Raw genomic sequence first — 16,134 nt, 5'->3', positions numbered from 1 at the left:
GACCTTGGAGGCGGACCATGTGGTTGTTCCTGCGCCGGCGCTTGATCATGTGGGCGGTGCTGGCGATCGCCATCCCGTTGCTGGACTGGTTGCTCGGGAAGGTGGCCGCCGAGTTGCGTGCCAGGAAGGGCGAGTCGGCCGTGACCCGGGGGCTCGACACGGCCCAGTCGGGCCTGCGAACCCTGCGCGGCAAGCGTCGTTAGCCGGTCACGGACGCGGACCGGATCGTTGCGCTGAAGGGATTTCGGGGACCTTCGGAGACCTCGGATCGGCCGATTCGGGTGAAATTATGGCCCGAATCGCCCAAAACAAGGCCGAATTGCCGCGTTGGTGTTTGTGAACCGCCGGTTGAGTCCATAACGTTCACGTGAGATCGAGCGCTGTGCTCGACGCCTAGTGTTCACGGAGGGAAGCAGTGAACAAGAGCCAGTTGGTCGAAGCGCTCGCAGTGCACTTCGACGGAAACCGCCGCCAGGCCCAGCACGCGTTGGAGTCGGTGATCGACACCGTCCAGCGTGAGCTGACCAAGAAGGGTGGCAAGGTCGCCATCACCGGTTTCGGTGCCTTCGAGGCCATCGAGCGTGGCGCGCGCATCGTGCGCAACCCGCGGACCGGTGAGACCAAGCGTGCCAAGAAGACCACGGTGCCGAAGTTCCGCGCGGGTGCGGAGCTGAAGGCCGTCGTCTCCGGTGCGAAGAAGCTGCCGAAGCTGGTCGTGCCGAAGCCGTCCGCGACCGCCACCAAGGCGGCCGCCCCGGCGAAGAAGGCCACCCCGGCCAAGGCCGCGCCGACCAAGACCGCCGCCAAGAAGGCGCCGGCCAAGAAGGCCACGACCACCGCCAAGAAGGCCACGACGGCCAAGAAGGCGCCGGCCAAGACCGTTGCCAAGAAGGCTCCGGCCAAGAAGACGGTCGCGAAGAAGGCGCCGGCCAAGAAGGCCCCCGCCAAGAAGGCCGCGGCGAAGCGCACGGCCCGCTGACCTTCGACGCACTGCAGCACGGCAACACCAGCGAAGGCCGGTCACCCCACCCGGGGCGACCGGCCTTCGCCGTGTCTGCGAGCCAGGTCAGGGTCGCGGCAGGGTGCCGATGGCAACTACAGGGTGGTGATGAAGTCCACTCTGGTGACGGTCAGGCCGTCGCCGGATCCGCTGGTCTCCAGGCGGACCCGCTGGCCGACGCGCAGATGCCGGACCGGGGTGTCGGCGACGGCGTGCACGGTGAAGGGCAGCTCCACCCCGCGGTCGGTCAGCACCGCGCCGGAGAAGGTCTCGCTGTCGTAGCGGCTCACGGTTCCTTGCATGTCAGCAGGCTAGACCCTCGGTCCCGGTGGCGGCACCGAGCACGAGCGACATCACGTCGGCGGTCGCCGGCCCCACACCCAGTTGGACGGCGTGCGCCAGATCGGCGGCCGTGTCGACATCACGCCGTACCGACTCGACTCCGGACAGCTCGACCGGGACCGCGCCCGACGCCTGGTGGGCTAGTGCGGAACCCACGCCGAAGCGGGGATCCAGCGCGACCCCGGGAGCTGCCGCGAGCAACGTCGTCCCCGTGCCGGGAAGGTCGATCACGAACGACCGCGGGGCCACGCAGGCCGCGAGTACGGCGGTGAGCTCGGCCGGCCGCAGCGCCGGGAGGTCGGCGGAGAGGGCGACGACCCCGTTGTCCGGGAACTCGGTGGCGGCCACCTCGGCACCGTGCAACAGGGCGTCGTTCAGGCCCGCGGCCGGGAGGTCGGGAACGACGCGCGCGCCGACGGCGGTGACGTCCGCGGCCACGACCGGGTCGTCGGTGACGACCAGGACGGCGCGGACCAGCGGAGAGGCGAGGGCGGCCGCAGTAGTGTCGACAGCGAAGGCGCGGGCGAGCTCCGGACGGTGCTGCGGGTAGGCCGCAGCGAGCCGGCTCTTCGCGATCGCCGTACGCTTCACCGGGATCGCCAGGGTCCAGGGAGCGACCTGTAGGTCTGCCATCAGGCAGGATTCTCCCATGAGCGACGGCAATGACGAGCATCAGGAGGCAGCAGTGGACGGCCAGCGGAACGATCCCCGGCCGCGCCGGGGCTTCTGGTTCGGCCTGGTGGTGGCGATCGTCAAGCCGTTCATGCTGGTCTTCACCAAGCCGGACTTCACCGGCCGGGAGAACATGCCCCGCTCCGGCGGCGTGGTGTTCGCACCGAACCACATCTCGCACTTCGACCCGCTGGTGCTCGGGTTCTACATCTGGGAGTGCCGGCGGATCGCGCGGTTCCTGGGCAAGGCCTCGGTCTTCAAGATCCCGGTGGCCGGCCGGATCATCTCCAGCGCCGGCCAGATCCCGGTGTACCGGGAGTCCACGCAGGCCGCCGACGCCTTCCGGGACGCGGTCGCGGCGGTCGAGCGCGGCGAGTGCGTCGGCGTCTACCCGGAGGGCACGATCACCCGCGACCCGCAGCTGTGGCCGATGACCGGGAAGACCGGCGCCGCCCGGATCGCGCTGATGACCGGGTGCCCGGTGGTCCCGATCGCCAACTGGGGTGCGCACCAGGTGATCGAGTCCTACAGCGGCAAGCTGCGGATCGGGCTGCTGCCGCGCAAGCGGATCCAGGTGCGGGCCGGGAAGCCGGTCGACCTGAGCGCGTTCCAGGGCAAGCCGATCACCAACCAGCTGTTGCACGAGGCAACCGAGGTGATCATGCGGGCGATCGCCGACACCCTCGGCGAGCTGCGCGCGGAGACCCCGCCCAAGCAACTGTTCGACCTGCGCAAGTCCCGGGCTGCAGACGACGGTGAGGAGAAGGCATGACGAAGGTCGCGGTGTTCGGGGCGGGCTCCTGGGGGACGGCGTTCGCCACCGTGCTGGCGAACGCGGGCAACCAGGTGTCCGTCTGGGGCCGGCGGGAGTCGCTGTGCGAGGCGATCAACACCCGGCACGAGAACCCCGACTACCTGCCCGGACTGCGGCTCCCGGACGCGATCACCGCGACCCATGATCCGGCCGAGGCTGTGGCCGGCGCGGAGGCGGTCGTCCTCGCGGTGCCGAGTCAGTCGCTGCGGGACAACCTGAAGGACTGGGCCGGCGTGCTGCCCAACGCCGTACCGCTGGTGAGCCTGATGAAGGGCGTCGAGGTCGGTACGACGAAGCGGATGAGCGAGGTGATCGCCGAGCTCACCGGCGCCGGGCCGGAGCGGATCGCGGTCGTGTCCGGGCCGAACCTGGCGCGCGAGATCGCCGAAGGACAGCCGGCCGCGTCGGTCGTCGCGTGTGCCGACGAGGGGACGGCGACCCGGTTGCAGAAGCTGTGCCACTCGCAGACGTTCCGCCCGTACACGAACAACGACGTGATCGGGTGCGAGCTCGGCGGCGCGACCAAGAACGTGATCGCGCTGGCCGTCGGGATGGCGATCGGCCTCGGCTTCGGCGACAACGCCCGCGCGTCCGTGATCACCCGGGGCCTGGTCGAGACCGCCCGCCTGGGTACGGCGCTCGGCGCCCAGGAGCACACGTTCTCCGGCCTGGCCGGCCTGGGCGACCTGGTCGCGACCTGCTCGTCGCCGCTGTCCCGCAACCGTACGTTCGGCGAGAAGCTCGGCCAGGGCATGACCGTCGCCGAGATCGCCGGCGCCACCCGCCAGGTCGCCGAAGGCGTGAAGTCCTGCGCCTCCATCACCGACCTGGCCCACCACCACGACGTGGAGATGCCTATCGCCGAGCACGTCACCAAGGTCGTCACCGGCGAGATGACCCCCAAGGACATGCTCTTCAGCCTTGTCTCCCGCTCCGCCAAGTCGGAACGCTGGGGATGATCCCGGAGGCCTTCGTCCAGGGCACGCTGGCCCGCGAAGGAGAGTCTGCGACACGCTGGCTCACCGAACTGCCGACGATCGTCGAGGGCCTGCTGTCGCGGTGGGACTGCACTCGCGACGGCGAGGTGACCCACGGCCGGGTCGGGGTGATCGTGCCGGTCCAGCACGCTCGTGGTCCGGCTGTGCTCAAGGTGTCGTTCCCGCATCCGGGCAATGTGCACGAGCCGGACGCGTTCGTCGCCTGGAACGGATGCGGCGCAGTGCGTTTGTACGAGCGTGACGACGAGCAGTTCGCGATCCTGCTCGAGCGAGCGCAGCCGTCGACACTGGGCGAGCTCGGTGACGGCGACGAGATCGCGGTCGCGGCGGGACAGCTCAGCCGTCGGCTTGCCATCCCGGCACCAGGCGGGCTGCCGCGGCTCGCGGATCAGGCCGACCGCTGGGCCGAGGAGCTACGCCAGGGAGTCGTGGACTTTCCAGGCGCCGTCCCCAAGGCCTCGGTCGACACCGCGCTCGCGGTCGTCGGCGAGCTCGGCCGGGACCAGCCGGACCTCCTCGTGCACGGTGACTTCCATCAGCGCAACATCCTGCCCTCGGCCCGTGAACCGTGGCTGGCTGTCGACCCGAAGGGCTGCACCGGCGATCCAGCGTACGACGGCGCAACGTTCCTGAAGCCGCGTGCGTTGGCCTTGAGCTCTTCCGCGGATCTGACGAAGGCGCTGCACCACGAGCTGGACTTGTACGCCGGGGCGGCCGAGCTGGATCGCGAGCGTGTCCGCGGGTGGGCGCACCTCCAAGCCGTCCAGGCGGCGTTCCACGGCAGGCGGCACGGGTTCGGCCGGGCACGAGGCGGTCCGGAGCTCGACCGGATCCTTGCGCTCGTGGATCAGCTGGTGGTGAGTTGGTGTTGAAGGACGAGGGTGGCGGCGCCTTGGAGGGCGGCGTCCGGGGTGGTCGTGGGGAGGACCCGGAGGCTGGTGGTGGCTAGGGGCAACGATCTGGCGTAGATGGCCTCGCGGATGCCGGCCAGGAGGCTGTCGCCGGCTTGGGAGAGGGAGCCGCCGACGACGATGACCGAGGGGTTGAGGAGGCTGACGCAGGCGGCCAGGACGGTGCCGATCTCGCGGCCCGCCTGGCGGACGGCCGCGGTGGCGGCGGTGTCGCCGGAGCGGACCAGGTCGACGATGTCCGCGCTGCCCGCGACGCCGAGTCGACCGGCGATCGCGGCGGCTGAGGCGACGGCTTCCAGGCAGCCGCGGTTGCCGCAGCGGCAGCGTTCGGTGTGGCCGGGAGCCTGGATGTGGCCGATGTCGCCGGCGGCCCCTTGGGCTCCGCGATGCAGGCGGCCGCCGCTGATCACGCCGGCGCCGATCCCGGTCGCCACCTTGACGAACAGCAGGTGTTCGACGTCGGCGTACTCGGTCGCGTGCTCACCGAGCGCCATGATGTTCACGTCGTTGTCGACCAGCACCGGGCCGGCCAGCTCCCCGCTCAGCCGGCCGACGACGTCGTACGAGTCCCAGCCGGGCATGATCGGCGGATGGTTCGGCCGGCCGGTGCTGTGCTCGACCGGGCCCGGCAGCCCGACCCCGGTGCCGGCGAGGTCGCTCACCGATCGCCGCGCCCTCCGCAGCAGCGCACGCCCGGTCCGCACGACCGCACCGAGGACCACCTCGGGTCCTTCGGCGATGTTCAGCGCCGTCGTGGACCGATCGATGATCGTCCCGGTCAGATCGGTCAGCGCCACCGACAGATGGGTCGCGCCGACGTCCGCCGCCAGGATCAGCCGCGCGCTCGGGTTGAACCGGAACCGCGCCGGCGGCCGCCCGCCGGTCGACGCCGCCTCACCGGAGGGTACGACGAGGCCGGCCGCGACCAGCGCCTCGATCCGGCCGGTCACCGTCGACCGCGCGAGCCCGCTGAGGTCGATGAGCTCGGCCCGGGTCCGCGGCCGGCCGTCGAGAAGCAACCGCAGCACCGCGCCGCTTCCCGCCGTACCCAGATCACTCATCACGAAGACTTCCGTCGAAGGACCGCCGGACTTTTGCTTGACAGGGTTCAAAAGTGTCACATAGCGTCCTTCGACGTGTCCACCAGTGCGCGCAAGCTCCGGGTCGGGATCGTCGGCGGCGGCTTCATGGGCCGCGTCCACGGCAGGTCCGCGCTGGTCGCGGGCGCCCAGGTGGTCGGCGCGATCGGCTCCTCGCCGGAGCGGGCCGAGGCGGCCGCGGAGGCGACCGGGGCGGAGCGCGGCTACCCGGACCTCGACGAACTGCTTGCCGCCGACATCGATGTGGTCCACGTCTGTACGCCGAACAACACCCACCTCCCGGTGACGCTCAAGGCGCTCGAGGCGGGTAAGCACGTCGTCTGCGAGAAGCCGTTGGCGACCTCGGTCCAGGACGCGGCCGGACTCCATGCGGCCGCGCTCGAGGCCGAACGCGTCGGCACCGTGCCGTTCGTCTACCGCTACCACCCGATGGTCCGCGAGCTTCGCACCCGGATCGCGGAGGGCGAGGCCGGGGTGATCACCAGCCTGCACGGCTCGTACCTGCAGGACTGGCTGGCCGGTGAAGACGACCAGAACTGGCGCGTCGACGACGCGGCCGGCGGCCCGTCCCGGACGTTCGCCGACATCGGCTCGCACTGGTGCGACCTGACCGAGTTCGTCACCGGCGACCGGATCGCCGCGATCAGCGCGCAACTGCGGACGGTTCGCGCAGAACGCGGCGGCGTCGAGGTGAAGACCGAGGACCTGGCCACCGCCCAGTTCCGGACCGAGGCCGGCGTGGTCGGCACGATCGTGGTCAGCCAGGTCGCGGCCGGCCGGAAGAACCGTCTGTACCTCGAGGTCTCCGGGACCGAGTCGAGCTTCGGCTTCGACCAGGAGGACCCGGACCGGCTGTGGGTCGGCCACCGGGCCGGTTCGCAGGTGCTGAGCCGGGACCCCGAGACCCTCAGTCCACCCGCGGCCCGGGTGAACCGGCTGCCCGCCGGGCACGCGCAGGGGTATCAGGACGCGTTCGACAGTTTCGTCGCCGACAGCTATGCCGCCGTGCTGGGCGACCGCCCGGACGGCCTGCCCGATTTCGCCGCCGGTGCGCGGTCCGCCCGGCTGATCGACGCCGTACTGCGGTCGGCGGCCGCGGACAGCGCCTGGATGACCGTCGAGAACCCTTAATCGCTGAGGAGCCAGCCAGATGCCACGTCCGATCACGTTGTTCACGGGTCAGTGGGCCGACCTGCCGTTCGAGGAGGTCTGCCAGTTCGCGTCCGAGTCGGGGTACGACGGGGTCGAGATCGCCTGCTCGGGTGACCACTTCGACGTCCAGCAGGCGGTCGAGGACGACGCCTACGTCCAGGGCCGGCACGACATCCTGGCGAAGTACAACCTGAAGGTCTACGCGATCTCGAACCACCTGGTCGGTCAGGCGGTCTGCGACGACCCGATCGACTTCCGCCACCAGGCGATCGTGCCCTCGCGGGTGTGGGGCGACGGTGATCCAGAAGGCGTCCGGCAGCGCGCCGCCGAGGACGTGAAGAACACCGCGCGGGCGGCCGCCAAGCTCGGCGTGAACACGGTCATCGGCTTCACCGGCTCCTCGATCTGGCAGTACGTCGCGATGTTCCCACCGGTGCCCGCCGAGCGGATCGCGGCCGGCTACCAGGACTTCGCCGACCGCTGGAACCCGATCCTCGACGTGTTCGACGAGGTCGGCGTCCGGTTCGCGCACGAGGTGCACCCGTCGGAGATCGCCTACGACTACTGGACCACCACGCTCGCGCTGGAGGCGATCGGCCACCGGGAGGCGTTCGGGCTGAACTGGGACCCGAGCCACATGGTCTGGCAGGACATCGACCCGGTCGCGTTCCTGTGGGACTTCAAGGACCGGATCTACCACGTCGACTGCAAGGACACCCGGATGCGGGTCGGCGGCGGCCGCAACGGCCGGCTCGGGTCACACCTGCCCTGGGGTGACCCGCGGCGCGGCTGGGACTTCTACTCGACCGGTCACGGCGACGTCCAGTGGGAGGACTGCTTCCGCGTCCTGAACGCGATCGGGTACGACGGCCCGATCTCGGTCGAGTGGGAGGACGCCGGGATGGAGCGCAAGGTCGGCGCCGCGGAGGCGGTCAACGTCATCCGCGCCCTGGCCTTCGACAAGCCCGAGGCGGCCTTCGACGCGGCCTTCGCCACGGACAAGTAGCCCTCAGCGCATCCCGACCTGCTGGCTGTCGGGCTCGATCAGGCCGATCACCCGCTCCTGCTCGCGCGGGTACGACTGGCCGATGTACTTCATCGCGATCCGGTCGGCGATCTCCCACGCGGGATCGCCCTCGATCCACTCGACCACCCGCCCGCGCACGATCACGGGCTCGAGCGGGTTGTCGAGCGGGGTCATCGACAGCGCGACCCGCGGGTCCTTCCGCAGGTTGCGCGCCTTCTGCGAGCCCGGCCCGGTGAGGAAGGCGATGCGGTCACCGATGGTGGTGACCCACAGCGGTACGGCGTGCGGTCCGCCATCGGGAAGCACGGTCGCCAGGTGGGCGACCGCGGTGGTGTCGACGATCCGGCGTACGTCGGGATCCAGCATGACAGCTCCTAGCGTGGGTTCGTGGCGAGCCAGCCGACGTAGTCGGCGATGGCGGCGGTGGGGTCGTACTTCGGGGTGAAGCCGGTGTCGGCGGTGAGCCGACTGATGTCGAGGTACGGCTCCAGCGGACCGCCGCCGGGGGTCAGCTCGACACCCGCTCCGGGTACGGCGGCCTCGAGCGCGGCCCCGAACTCGTGGTTGGCGATCGGGCGGCCGCTGGACACGTTGTACGTGTCGTGGTTGAGCGTCGGAGCGGTCATGAGCAGCGCGATCGCCCGGCCGGCGTCCGGCGCGTAACACCGGTCGCCACCGTCGTCGGCGTACACCTGCGGGCGCTCGCTGCCGCGGACGACGGCGTTGACCAGCGCGGGCAGCGGGTAGAACGGGGACACCGGGTCGCCGAGCGGTCCCCAGATGCTCCCGATCCGGAGCAGTAGCGGGTGAACGCCGCTGCCTGCCAGGGCCTGCTTGGTGAGCGGTTCGGCGGCCTTCTTGAACGCGAGGATCGGGTTGTCGATCGTCATCGGCGGCAGGTCCAGCTCTTCGTGGAAGCTGGTCTCCGGGCGGCCGAGGTACAGGCCGATGCTGCTGGCGACCGCGAACCGGCGGACGGACCACGCCCGGGCGGCGTCGAGGGCGTTCAGCAGGCCGGTCGTGTTGATCCGGAGGAACTCGACCGGGTCGGCGACCGACTCACCGGTGGGGGAGGGCGCGAACGGCGGCCGCGGAGCCGCGAGGTGCACGATCCCGGTGACGTCGTAGCGTCTGCCGAGATCGAGGAACGCCTCCCGATCGGTGACGTCGAGGTGCTCGACGCTGACCCGGCCTTCGAGGAACGACGGGACGGTCGCGCTGTGGTGCCGGGTGACGACGACCTGCTCGCCCAGGTTGAGCAGCGCCCGCGCCGTGCTGGCCCCGATCATCCCGAGACCGCCGGTGACCAGAATCATCGCTGCACCTCGTAGTGCAGGTGGGTGACGCCCGGAGCCGCGACCACGTCGACCAGGGTGAGCCGGATGTGGCTCGGGAGCTCCTGGAAGTACGGACGGCCGGCGCCGAGCATGATCGGCACCTGGTGCAGCACGAGCTCGTCAATGAGTCCGGCCTGCAGCGCCGCGGTCACCGCGCCGCCACCCATCACACCCACGTCCTTGCCGCCGGCAAGCTTCTGCGCCGCCTCGACCGCGTCCTCGATGCCTGTGGTGACGATCGTCTGGCGTTCGCTCGCCTCCGGCACCGGCCGGTGGGTGACCACGACCAGCGGGGCCGTCGGGTGTGGGCTGCCGCCGTCGAAGCCCTCGGAGTCGTCGTAGGTGTTGCGACCGGCCACCATCGCACCGACCCGGCCAGAGAGCGTGTCGAACAAGCGCGTGTTGCGTTCGTCGCGGTCGCCGTACCAGTCGAAGAGCATGCCGCCGTCGCCGAGCCCCCGCCCGGGACCGGGATCGCGTCCGGTGATGAAGCCGTCGACCGAGACCGCCGACGCGGTGATGACCTTGCCCATCGTCGTACTCCCTCGCTGTGAGTTTCTTGAAGAGACTCCGTGACCGTAGCAGACTGGAGTTCCGTAAGGGAACCCCAAGTGCTAGGCTGATGCCATGCAACGCACGAACTTCGGTGAGATGGTCTGCTCGATCGCGCGCACGCTGGACGTGATCGGGGAGCCGTGGTCGCCGTTGATCCTGCGGGACGTGTGGGTAGGGATGACCCGGTTCGACCAGTTGCAGGCCGATCTGAAGATCTCCCGGAAGGTGCTGACCGAGCGGCTCAACCACCTGGTCGACCACGGGGTGCTCGAGCGCCGGCCGTACGATAACCGCCCGCGGTACGAGTACCACCTGACCGAGAAGGGCACCGAGCTCGTCGACCTGCTGATGGTGATGGCCGGCTGGGGCGACAAGTGGCTGGCGGGCGAGGCCGGGCCGCCGGTCCTCTACCGCCACCACGCCTGCGGTGAGATCAGCCACGTCGACCTGCACTGCTCCCACTGCGACAAGCCCATGCACGCCCGCGACATCGACCTCCTGCCGGGCCCCGGCGCGGACGTCGACTAGACGGTCGCGAGCTCAGCGGTGGATCGGCACGGGTCGGCCTTCCTGCTGCGCGGCCGCAGTCCGAGCCAGACGAGTACGACGCAGACGAGAGTCAGCGCGACGTCGACGGAGAGTGCGAGGTGGAAGCCGGTCAGCTGGGCCGCCTGGGTGGCGGCGATCGCGGCGAGCACCGGCGTACCGAGGGTGCCGCCGACCTCGTCGGTCATCGACGTGAGTCCGGCCGCCAGGCCTTGCTGGCCGGCCGGGACCCCCGCCATCCCGGTGACCGTGTACGCGACGATCGCGGCGACGTGTCCGAAGAAGCCGATGAACAGGGCCGGAATCAGCACGACCAGAGCCAGCCGGGAGGTGCCGAGGAAGACCAGCGGCAGCGTCGCCAGACCTTGCGCGGCCATGCTAGCGGTCAGCACCGTGCGAACGCCGAAGCGCCCGATGATGCGTCCGGCAACGACTCCGGCGGCCACCGACGCCACGCCCGGAATGCCGAAGACCAGCCCGGTCTCGAGTGGCGACAAACCGAGGACCTGCTGAAGGTACAGCGTGGTCAGGAAGATCATCGCGGGCTCCATCGCGCACACCACGAGCCCGGCGACGTTGCCCCACAACACCGACGGCCGCCGGACGATCCCGACCGGTACGAGCGGCGCGGGCGAACGCCGCTCGATCAGCCAGAAGGCGATCAGCAGCAGGACGCCGACGACGGCCGACGGGATGCTTTGCTCGATCACGCCGTAGATCACCGCCAGCAGACCGCCGGTCACCGTCACGGCACCGGGTACGTCGAGCTTCGTCCGCTCGGGCGTCCTCGTCTCGTGGATCACGAACGGCGTGAGCACGAGGATCGTCACCACGACCGGCACGTTGATGAAGAACGCCGCCCGCCACCCGAGCAGGCTGACCAGTGCACCGCCGACGAGCGCGCCGACGGCGAAGCCCGCCGACAACAGGGCGCCGCGCAGACCGAGCACCCGCTCGCGCGTCGAGCCGTCGAAGGTCGTGGTCAGCAACGACAACGACGTCGGCAACGCCATCGCGCTGGCCATGCCCTGCAGGACGCGGGCTGTCAGCAACGTCTCGGCATTGACCGCGAAACCGCCGAGCAACGACGCGCCCGCGAGCAGGATCATCCCGATCAGGAAGAGCCGGCGCCGGCCGAAGTAGTCCGCCAATCGACCGAACAGCAGGGTGAACCCCGCCGCGGGCAGTGCGAACGCCGAGGTGATCCACGGCAGCCCGTCCGGTCCGAGTCCGACGCCGGCGCCGGCCTGGGGGAGCGCGACGTTCAGGATCGAGAAGTCCACCGAGAGCATGAAGCCGGCACCGAGCAGCACCAGCAGGACGACGCGTTGACGGGCGTTCACCATGACTACTCCTTAATAGCAACCGACTAGTTGCTACTTTATAGCAACCAATGAGTTGCGTCAAAGGAGGTGTCGGATCACGGCGACGGCGGAGGATCGGTCAGTTGACCTGTGACCGGGCGCGGGTGCGCAGGACCGGGGCGAAGACGGCCAGGCCGGTGGCGAGGAGAGTGACGACCAGGAACGAGATGGTCAGGTTGCTCGCCTGCGCGATCCCGCCGATGATCGACGGCGCGACCAGGCCGGAGGCGTAGGTGATGGTCGCGACGCCCGCGATCGCCTGGCTCGCGTTGGTGCCGCTCCGCCCGGCCGCGGCGAACGCGAGCGGTACGACGACCGCGATCCCGATCCCCAGCAGCCCGAACCCGGTCATCGCCACGACCGGATGCGACGCGACGACGACCAGTACGCCGCCGATCGTGGCGATCACGCCGCTCCATCGAACCGTCCGTACGGCGCCGAAGCGGTCGACCACCGCGTCACCGCTGATCCGCGCGACCGCCATCGTCAAGGTGAAGCCGGTGGTCGCCGCGGCCGCCACGCCAGGAGAGCTGTCGAGGACGTCCCGCAGGTACACGGCCGACCAGTCCAGGCTCGCGCCCTCCGCGAAGACCGCGCAGAACCCGACCGCCCCGATCAGCAACGCCGATCGCGGCGGCAAGGTGAAGCGCGCCGGCGGCTCCTCGTCGTCCGCGGGATGGATGTTCAGCACGAACTGACACACCACCAGGCCGATCACCGTCAGGACGGCAGCCGCGAGTGCGTGGTGAACCTGGGCGCTCAGCTCGGCGTGCGCGGCGACCGTGCCGACCGCGGATCCGATCAACGCGCCGACACTCCACAGGCCGTGCAGGCCGGACATGATCGACTTCTCGAGCCGGTGCTCCACCTCGACCCCGAGCGCGTTCATCGCGACGTCGGCCATCCCCGCCGTACCGCCGTACACGAAGAGGGCGGCGCACAAGGTGAGGAGGTTCGGGGAGAGGGACGGCAGGATCAGTGCCAGGGTCCACAGCGCGAGCAGGCCGCGGAGTGCGTTGCGGGTGCCGAGGGTGTGGCTGACGCGCGCGGCGAGGGGCATCATCACCGCGGCGCCGAGCGCTGGGAAGGCGAGGGCGAGCCCGAGCTGACCGGCGGACACCCCGGAATGGTCCTGAATCCACGGCACCCGGGTGGCGAACGAGCCGGTGACCGCGCCGTGCACGCAGAAGACCGCGGCCACGGCGTACCTGGAACGGCGTACCACGTCAGCCACAGGCAAACACTCTCTTTGTTTGATCGAACATCCGGATGGTAGATTTCTGCGCGTGAGGAGCGCAGAACGGCATCAAGTGATCGTAGAGCGACTACGCCGGACGGAACGAGTCTCGGTCCAGGAACTGGTCGAGGCCACCGAGGCGTCGGACATGACGGTCCGCCGCGACCTCGACTTCCTGGCCGCGCAGGGCGTGCTCAAGCGCGTCCACGGTGGCGCGGTCGCCGCGATGCCGTCCGGCGTCGAGCCGCCGTACTCGCTGCGGGCCCAGGCCGCGATCGCCGCCAAGCGAGCCATCGCGGCCGCGGCCGTCGAACACATCCACGACGGCGAGACCATCGTCCTCGACAGCGGTACGACGGCTCTCGAGGTGGCCAGGCGCCTGCACGACCGCGCGGTCACGGTTATGCCGCTGTCGCTGCACATCGCGCAGGAGCTGGCCGACGCGCCGCGGATCCGGCTGCTGATGCCCGGGGGTGAGGCCCGCAAGGGCGAGTTGGCGCTGGTCGGTCCGCTGACCGTGGCCTCGCTGCGGGCGCTGCGCTTCGACCTGGCCGTGCTCAGCCCGTGCGCGTTCAGCCTGGACGCCGGGCTGACCGCGTTCGACCTGGGCGATGCCGAGGTCAAGCAGGAGGCGCTCGCCGTCGCCACCCGGTCGATGGTGCTCGCCGACGGCGCCAAGTGGGACCGGGCCGCGCTCGCCTACGTGTGCCCGGCCGACCGCCCCGACCTGATCGTCACCGATCCCACTGCCCCGGAGGACCAACGCACCGTGCTGACCCAACGCGGCGTGCTCGTCGAGGTGGCGTCTTGACCTCGACCGAGCTGCGTCCACAGCCCGCACCGCCCCGCGCCGCCCGGATCGCCACCTGGACCTACTTCGGTCTGAACGGGTTCGCCGTCGGCATGTGGGTCGTCCACATCCCCAACATCGAGCACGCCGCCGGGATCACCCACAGCACCCTGGGTCTCCTGCTGCTCGTGCTCGGCGGGGCCGCCTTCCTCGGTATGCAGGTCGCCGGGCCGCTCGTCGACCGTCTCGGTCAACGCCGCCTGGTCCCGGCGGCCGGCGTACTCCTCGGCCTGGCTCTGTTCGGCCCCGGCTTCGCGCAGAGCTGGTGGAGCCTCGGCCTCACCCTGATCGCGCTCGGCTTCGCGAACGGATCGATCGACGTCGGCATGAACGCGCAGGCCGTCGTGGTCGAGCGCGGCTATCCACGGCCGATCATGGCCGCGTTCCACGCCATGTGGTCGATCGGCGGTGCCTTCGCCGCGCTGATCGGTGCCGCCACCCTGCGAGCCGGCGTACCGACCGCGGTGACTCTGGGCGTGGCCGGCGTGATCTGCATCGTTGTCTCGCTCGCTGTCAGCCGGTTCTTGATCGAGGCAACGGTCGAGGAGCACGAGGACCAGGAGGACCGGGCGAAGCCACCGGCCAAGCTGGTCTGGGCGCTCGGCGGGCTCGCCTTCGGCCTGATGCTCGCGGAGGGCGTCGCGAACGACTGGGCGGCCCTGCAGTTCCGCGACATCCTCGGCACCTCGGTCAGTACGGCGGCCTACGCGTACGGCGCCTTCGCGGTCGCTATGACCGTCGGCCGCTTCCTCACCGACCGGGTCGCGGCCGTCGTCGGCCCGGCCGCGATCGTCCGGTACGGCGCCGCGATGGCCGCGATCGGGCTGACCATCGTCATCGTCGTACCGTGGGTGCCGGTGTCCCTGTTCGGCTGGGCGCTGTTCGGCCTCGGACTGGCCGGCGGCGTACCGCAGCTGTTCACCGCCGCCGGCAACCTCGACCCGCGGGCCGCCGGCGCCCTGATGGCCCGCGTGGTCGGGCTCGGGTACGTCGGCCTGCTGGCCGGGCCGGCGTTGGTCGGCGGGCTGGCCCACTGGATGCCGCTGAACCTCGCGTTCATCCTGCCGGTGGCGCTGTGCGTGCTGACGTTCCTCGGGGCGCCGGTGCTCAAGCCCCGGTCGTCAGCGCGGTCCTGAGCGCCTGCTCGAGATCGGCCCACAGGTCGTCGGGGTGCTCGATCCCGACGGCCAGCCGGATCAGGTCGACCGGGATCGTCGGCACCTCGAGCGGCCAGCGGCGACGGCGTTCCAGCATCGACTCGACCCCGCCGAGGCTGGTCGCGTGCACCCAGAGCGCCGTACTCTCGCAGACCCGCTGGGCGGCCGCGGCGTCACCGCCGAGCTCGAACGACAGGATCGCGCCGAAGCCGCTCATCTGGGCGGCCGCGCGGTCGTGCCCCGGGTCGTCCGGGAGGCCCGGGTAGCGCACGCGGCTGACTCCCGGGTGCTCGCGGAGGCGCTCGGCGAGGAAGGCGGCGTTCGACTGCGCACGCTCCAGCCGGAGGGCGAGCGTCCGGAGGCCGCGGAGTGCGAGCCAGGCCTCCATCGGGCCGGGGATCGCGCCGATGGTGCGGCGGCGGAGCTCGATCGCCTGCCAGAGGGCTTCGTCGGCGGTGATCGCGGCGCCGAGGATGACGTCGGAGTGGCCGGCGATGAACTTGGTGGCCGAGTGCATGACGATGTCCGCGCCGAGGCTGAGCGGCTGCTGGAGGAGCGGCGTCGCGAACGTGTTGTCGACGACAACGGTCGCTTCGCCGGCGGCCTCGGCCAGCACCGGGATGTCCGCGACCTCCATCGCCGGGTTGGTCGGCGACTCGATCCACAGCAGGTCCGCGCCGTCCACCGCCTTCACGACCTCGTCGGTGTCGGCGACGTTCACCCGGTCGACCTCGAGCCGGCCGGCGGTCGCCTGCTGGTCGAGGAGTGACAGTACGCCGGAGTACGCGTGCTGCGGCGCGACCACCCGGCCGCCGACCGGGACGAGGTCGACGATCGCGGCCACCGTCGCCATCCCCGATGCGAACGTCAGCCCGCGGCCACCTTCGAGCTCGCCCAGGGTCTCCTCCAGGGCGATCCACGCGTCGTTCCCGAACCGCCCGTACCCGCGCTCGCCGCCCGCGACGTACGTCGAGCTGAAGACGGGGGAGTTGCCGACCGGGGCGTCCGGCACGCGCTCAGGACGGCCCGCGTGGACGACGACGGTGGAGGGGTCGAGTGGGGAGGTCATACC

General features: G+C 70.7%; 19 protein-coding genes. 10 read left to right on the top strand and 9 right to left on the bottom strand.

What is annotated here, in order from left to right:
• The first annotated feature begins 17 nt into the window (after positions 1-17).
• Both ACQPYZ_RS24420 and ACQPYZ_RS24415 read left to right on the top strand, forming a co-directional pair.
• Complete coding sequence (locus ACQPYZ_RS24420) at positions 18-203, top strand: hypothetical protein (protein WP_433160199.1); 186 nt, start codon at positions 18-20, stop codon at positions 201-203.
• A gap of 212 nt (positions 204-415) precedes the next feature.
• Entirely contained in the window at positions 416-979 is a 564-nt protein-coding gene (locus ACQPYZ_RS24415) for an HU family DNA-binding protein (RefSeq protein ID WP_433160197.1), read from the top strand.
• A 116-nt stretch (positions 980-1,095) separates the two neighbouring features.
• Here the strand turns inward: ACQPYZ_RS24415 and ACQPYZ_RS24410 are convergent, their stop codons facing one another.
• Positions 1,096-1,302, bottom strand: a complete 207-nt coding sequence (locus tag ACQPYZ_RS24410) for a hypothetical protein (protein ID WP_433160195.1) — start codon at positions 1,300-1,302, stop codon at positions 1,096-1,098.
• 1 nt (position 1,303) lies between these two features.
• Complete coding sequence (cofC, locus tag ACQPYZ_RS24405) at positions 1,304-1,975, bottom strand: 2-phospho-L-lactate guanylyltransferase (protein ID WP_433160193.1); 672 nt, start codon at positions 1,973-1,975, stop codon at positions 1,304-1,306.
• Positions 1,976-1,991: 16 nt separating this feature from the next.
• On the opposite strand from cofC, the gene ACQPYZ_RS24400 reads away from it, so the two are divergent.
• From ACQPYZ_RS24400 to ACQPYZ_RS24390, 3 genes are read left to right on the top strand one after another with little or no spacing between them, the layout of a single operon-like run.
• Complete coding sequence (locus ACQPYZ_RS24400) at positions 1,992-2,786, top strand: lysophospholipid acyltransferase family protein (protein ID WP_433160191.1); 795 nt, start codon at positions 1,992-1,994, stop codon at positions 2,784-2,786.
• Entirely contained in the window at positions 2,783-3,787 is a 1,005-nt protein-coding gene (locus ACQPYZ_RS24395; protein WP_433160189.1) for an NAD(P)H-dependent glycerol-3-phosphate dehydrogenase, read from the top strand. Before ACQPYZ_RS24400 ends, ACQPYZ_RS24395 begins: the two co-directional genes overlap by 4 nt.
• A complete protein-coding gene (locus ACQPYZ_RS24390; RefSeq protein WP_433160187.1) occupies positions 3,784-4,698 on the top strand; it encodes an aminoglycoside phosphotransferase family protein in 915 nt (304 codons plus the stop codon). Before ACQPYZ_RS24395 ends, ACQPYZ_RS24390 begins: the two co-directional genes overlap by 4 nt.
• Here the strand turns inward: ACQPYZ_RS24390 and ACQPYZ_RS24385 are convergent.
• Positions 4,674-5,798, bottom strand: coding sequence for an ROK family protein (locus ACQPYZ_RS24385; RefSeq protein WP_433160185.1), 1,125 nt, complete (start codon positions 5,796-5,798; stop codon positions 4,674-4,676). The genes ACQPYZ_RS24390 and ACQPYZ_RS24385 overlap by 25 nt on opposite strands.
• Before the next feature lie 75 nt (positions 5,799-5,873).
• Here ACQPYZ_RS24385 and ACQPYZ_RS24380 point away from each other — a divergent pair, with 75 nt between their 5' ends.
• Both ACQPYZ_RS24380 and ACQPYZ_RS24375 read left to right on the top strand, forming a co-directional pair.
• A complete protein-coding gene (locus tag ACQPYZ_RS24380; RefSeq protein WP_433160183.1) occupies positions 5,874-6,968 on the top strand; it encodes a Gfo/Idh/MocA family protein in 1,095 nt (364 codons plus the stop codon).
• A gap of 19 nt (positions 6,969-6,987) precedes the next feature.
• Complete coding sequence (locus tag ACQPYZ_RS24375; protein WP_433160181.1) at positions 6,988-7,995, top strand: sugar phosphate isomerase/epimerase family protein; 1,008 nt, start codon at positions 6,988-6,990, stop codon at positions 7,993-7,995.
• A 3-nt stretch (positions 7,996-7,998) separates the two neighbouring features.
• Here the strand turns inward: ACQPYZ_RS24375 and ACQPYZ_RS24370 are convergent, their stop codons facing one another.
• Genes ACQPYZ_RS24370 through ACQPYZ_RS24360 form a run of 3 tightly spaced genes read right to left on the bottom strand, consistent with a single transcriptional unit; the run spans position 7,999 to position 9,886 of the window.
• The gene (locus ACQPYZ_RS24370; protein WP_433160179.1) at positions 7,999-8,382 is read right to left on the bottom strand and encodes a TIGR03618 family F420-dependent PPOX class oxidoreductase; all 384 of its coding nucleotides are present in this window, start codon (positions 8,380-8,382) and stop codon (positions 7,999-8,001) included.
• An 8-nt stretch (positions 8,383-8,390) separates the two neighbouring features.
• Positions 8,391-9,332, bottom strand: coding sequence for an NAD-dependent epimerase/dehydratase family protein (locus ACQPYZ_RS24365; protein ID WP_433160177.1), 942 nt, complete (start codon positions 9,330-9,332; stop codon positions 8,391-8,393).
• A complete protein-coding gene (locus ACQPYZ_RS24360; protein ID WP_433160175.1) occupies positions 9,329-9,886 on the bottom strand; it encodes a dihydrofolate reductase family protein in 558 nt (185 codons plus the stop codon). Before ACQPYZ_RS24360 ends, ACQPYZ_RS24365 begins: the two co-directional genes overlap by 4 nt.
• Positions 9,887-9,980: 94 nt before the next feature.
• Here ACQPYZ_RS24360 and ACQPYZ_RS24355 point away from each other — a divergent pair, with 94 nt between their 5' ends.
• Positions 9,981-10,436, top strand: coding sequence for a winged helix-turn-helix transcriptional regulator (locus ACQPYZ_RS24355; protein WP_433160173.1), 456 nt, complete (start codon positions 9,981-9,983; stop codon positions 10,434-10,436).
• On the opposite strand, the gene ACQPYZ_RS24350 is transcribed toward ACQPYZ_RS24355, so the two are convergent.
• Both ACQPYZ_RS24350 and ACQPYZ_RS24345 read right to left on the bottom strand, forming a co-directional pair.
• Entirely contained in the window at positions 10,433-11,800 is a 1,368-nt protein-coding gene (locus ACQPYZ_RS24350) for an MFS transporter (protein WP_433160171.1), read from the bottom strand. The two genes, ACQPYZ_RS24355 and ACQPYZ_RS24350, sit on opposite strands and share 4 nt — an antisense overlap.
• Before the next feature lie 97 nt (positions 11,801-11,897).
• Positions 11,898-13,052: an MFS transporter gene (locus ACQPYZ_RS24345; protein WP_433160169.1), complete on the bottom strand. Its 1,155-nt coding sequence runs from the start codon at positions 13,050-13,052 to the stop codon at positions 11,898-11,900.
• A 52-nt stretch (positions 13,053-13,104) separates the two neighbouring features.
• Here ACQPYZ_RS24345 and ACQPYZ_RS24340 point away from each other — a divergent pair, with 52 nt between their 5' ends.
• Together ACQPYZ_RS24340 and ACQPYZ_RS24335 are read left to right on the top strand one after the other, a co-directional pair.
• Positions 13,105-13,866, top strand: a complete 762-nt coding sequence (locus ACQPYZ_RS24340; RefSeq protein ID WP_433160167.1) for a DeoR/GlpR family DNA-binding transcription regulator — start codon at positions 13,105-13,107, stop codon at positions 13,864-13,866.
• Complete coding sequence (locus tag ACQPYZ_RS24335; protein WP_433160165.1) at positions 13,863-15,041, top strand: MFS transporter; 1,179 nt, start codon at positions 13,863-13,865, stop codon at positions 15,039-15,041. The genes ACQPYZ_RS24340 and ACQPYZ_RS24335 overlap by 4 nt, the downstream gene beginning before the upstream one ends.
• Here the strand turns inward: ACQPYZ_RS24335 and ACQPYZ_RS24330 are convergent.
• Positions 15,013-16,131 (bottom strand): trans-sulfuration enzyme family protein, encoded by a 1,119-nt coding sequence (locus ACQPYZ_RS24330; protein WP_433160163.1) that lies wholly within the window; start codon positions 16,129-16,131, stop codon positions 15,013-15,015. The two genes, ACQPYZ_RS24335 and ACQPYZ_RS24330, sit on opposite strands and share 29 nt — an antisense overlap.
• Between the last annotated feature and the right edge of the window lie 3 nt (positions 16,132-16,134).

This window comes from Kribbella sp. CA-247076, from assembly GCF_050942445.1.
Lineage (GTDB): Bacteria > Actinomycetota > Actinomycetes > Propionibacteriales > Kribbellaceae > Kribbella.
This window is presented reverse-complemented; position numbering and strand designations above follow the sequence as displayed.

Excerpts from the sequence above, each read along its gene's own strand:
- ACQPYZ_RS24360 (WP_433160175.1), bottom strand. The coding sequence starts at position 9,886 with ATGGGCAAGGTCATCACCGCGTCGGCGGTCTCGGTCGACGGCTTCATC.
- ACQPYZ_RS24390 (WP_433160187.1), top strand. The coding sequence starts at position 3,784 with ATGATCCCGGAGGCCTTCGTCCAGGGCACGCTGGCCCGCGAAGGAGAG.
- ACQPYZ_RS24395 (WP_433160189.1), top strand. The coding sequence starts at position 2,783 with ATGACGAAGGTCGCGGTGTTCGGGGCGGGCTCCTGGGGGACGGCGTTC.
- cofC (WP_433160193.1), bottom strand. The coding sequence starts at position 1,975 with ATGGCAGACCTACAGGTCGCTCCCTGGACCCTGGCGATCCCGGTGAAG.
- ACQPYZ_RS24370 (WP_433160179.1), bottom strand. The coding sequence starts at position 8,382 with ATGCTGGATCCCGACGTACGCCGGATCGTCGACACCACCGCGGTCGCC.
- ACQPYZ_RS24420 (WP_433160199.1), top strand. The coding sequence starts at position 18 with ATGTGGTTGTTCCTGCGCCGGCGCTTGATCATGTGGGCGGTGCTGGCG.
- ACQPYZ_RS24410 (WP_433160195.1), bottom strand. The coding sequence starts at position 1,302 with ATGCAAGGAACCGTGAGCCGCTACGACAGCGAGACCTTCTCCGGCGCG.
- ACQPYZ_RS24330 (WP_433160163.1), bottom strand. The coding sequence starts at position 16,131 with ATGACCTCCCCACTCGACCCCTCCACCGTCGTCGTCCACGCGGGCCGT.
- ACQPYZ_RS24350 (WP_433160171.1), bottom strand. The coding sequence starts at position 11,800 with ATGGTGAACGCCCGTCAACGCGTCGTCCTGCTGGTGCTGCTCGGTGCC.
- ACQPYZ_RS24365 (WP_433160177.1), bottom strand. The coding sequence starts at position 9,332 with ATGATTCTGGTCACCGGCGGTCTCGGGATGATCGGGGCCAGCACGGCG.
- ACQPYZ_RS24375 (WP_433160181.1), top strand. The coding sequence starts at position 6,988 with ATGCCACGTCCGATCACGTTGTTCACGGGTCAGTGGGCCGACCTGCCG.
- ACQPYZ_RS24355 (WP_433160173.1), top strand. The coding sequence starts at position 9,981 with ATGCAACGCACGAACTTCGGTGAGATGGTCTGCTCGATCGCGCGCACG.
- ACQPYZ_RS24400 (WP_433160191.1), top strand. The coding sequence starts at position 1,992 with ATGAGCGACGGCAATGACGAGCATCAGGAGGCAGCAGTGGACGGCCAG.
- ACQPYZ_RS24385 (WP_433160185.1), bottom strand. The coding sequence starts at position 5,798 with ATGAGTGATCTGGGTACGGCGGGAAGCGGCGCGGTGCTGCGGTTGCTT.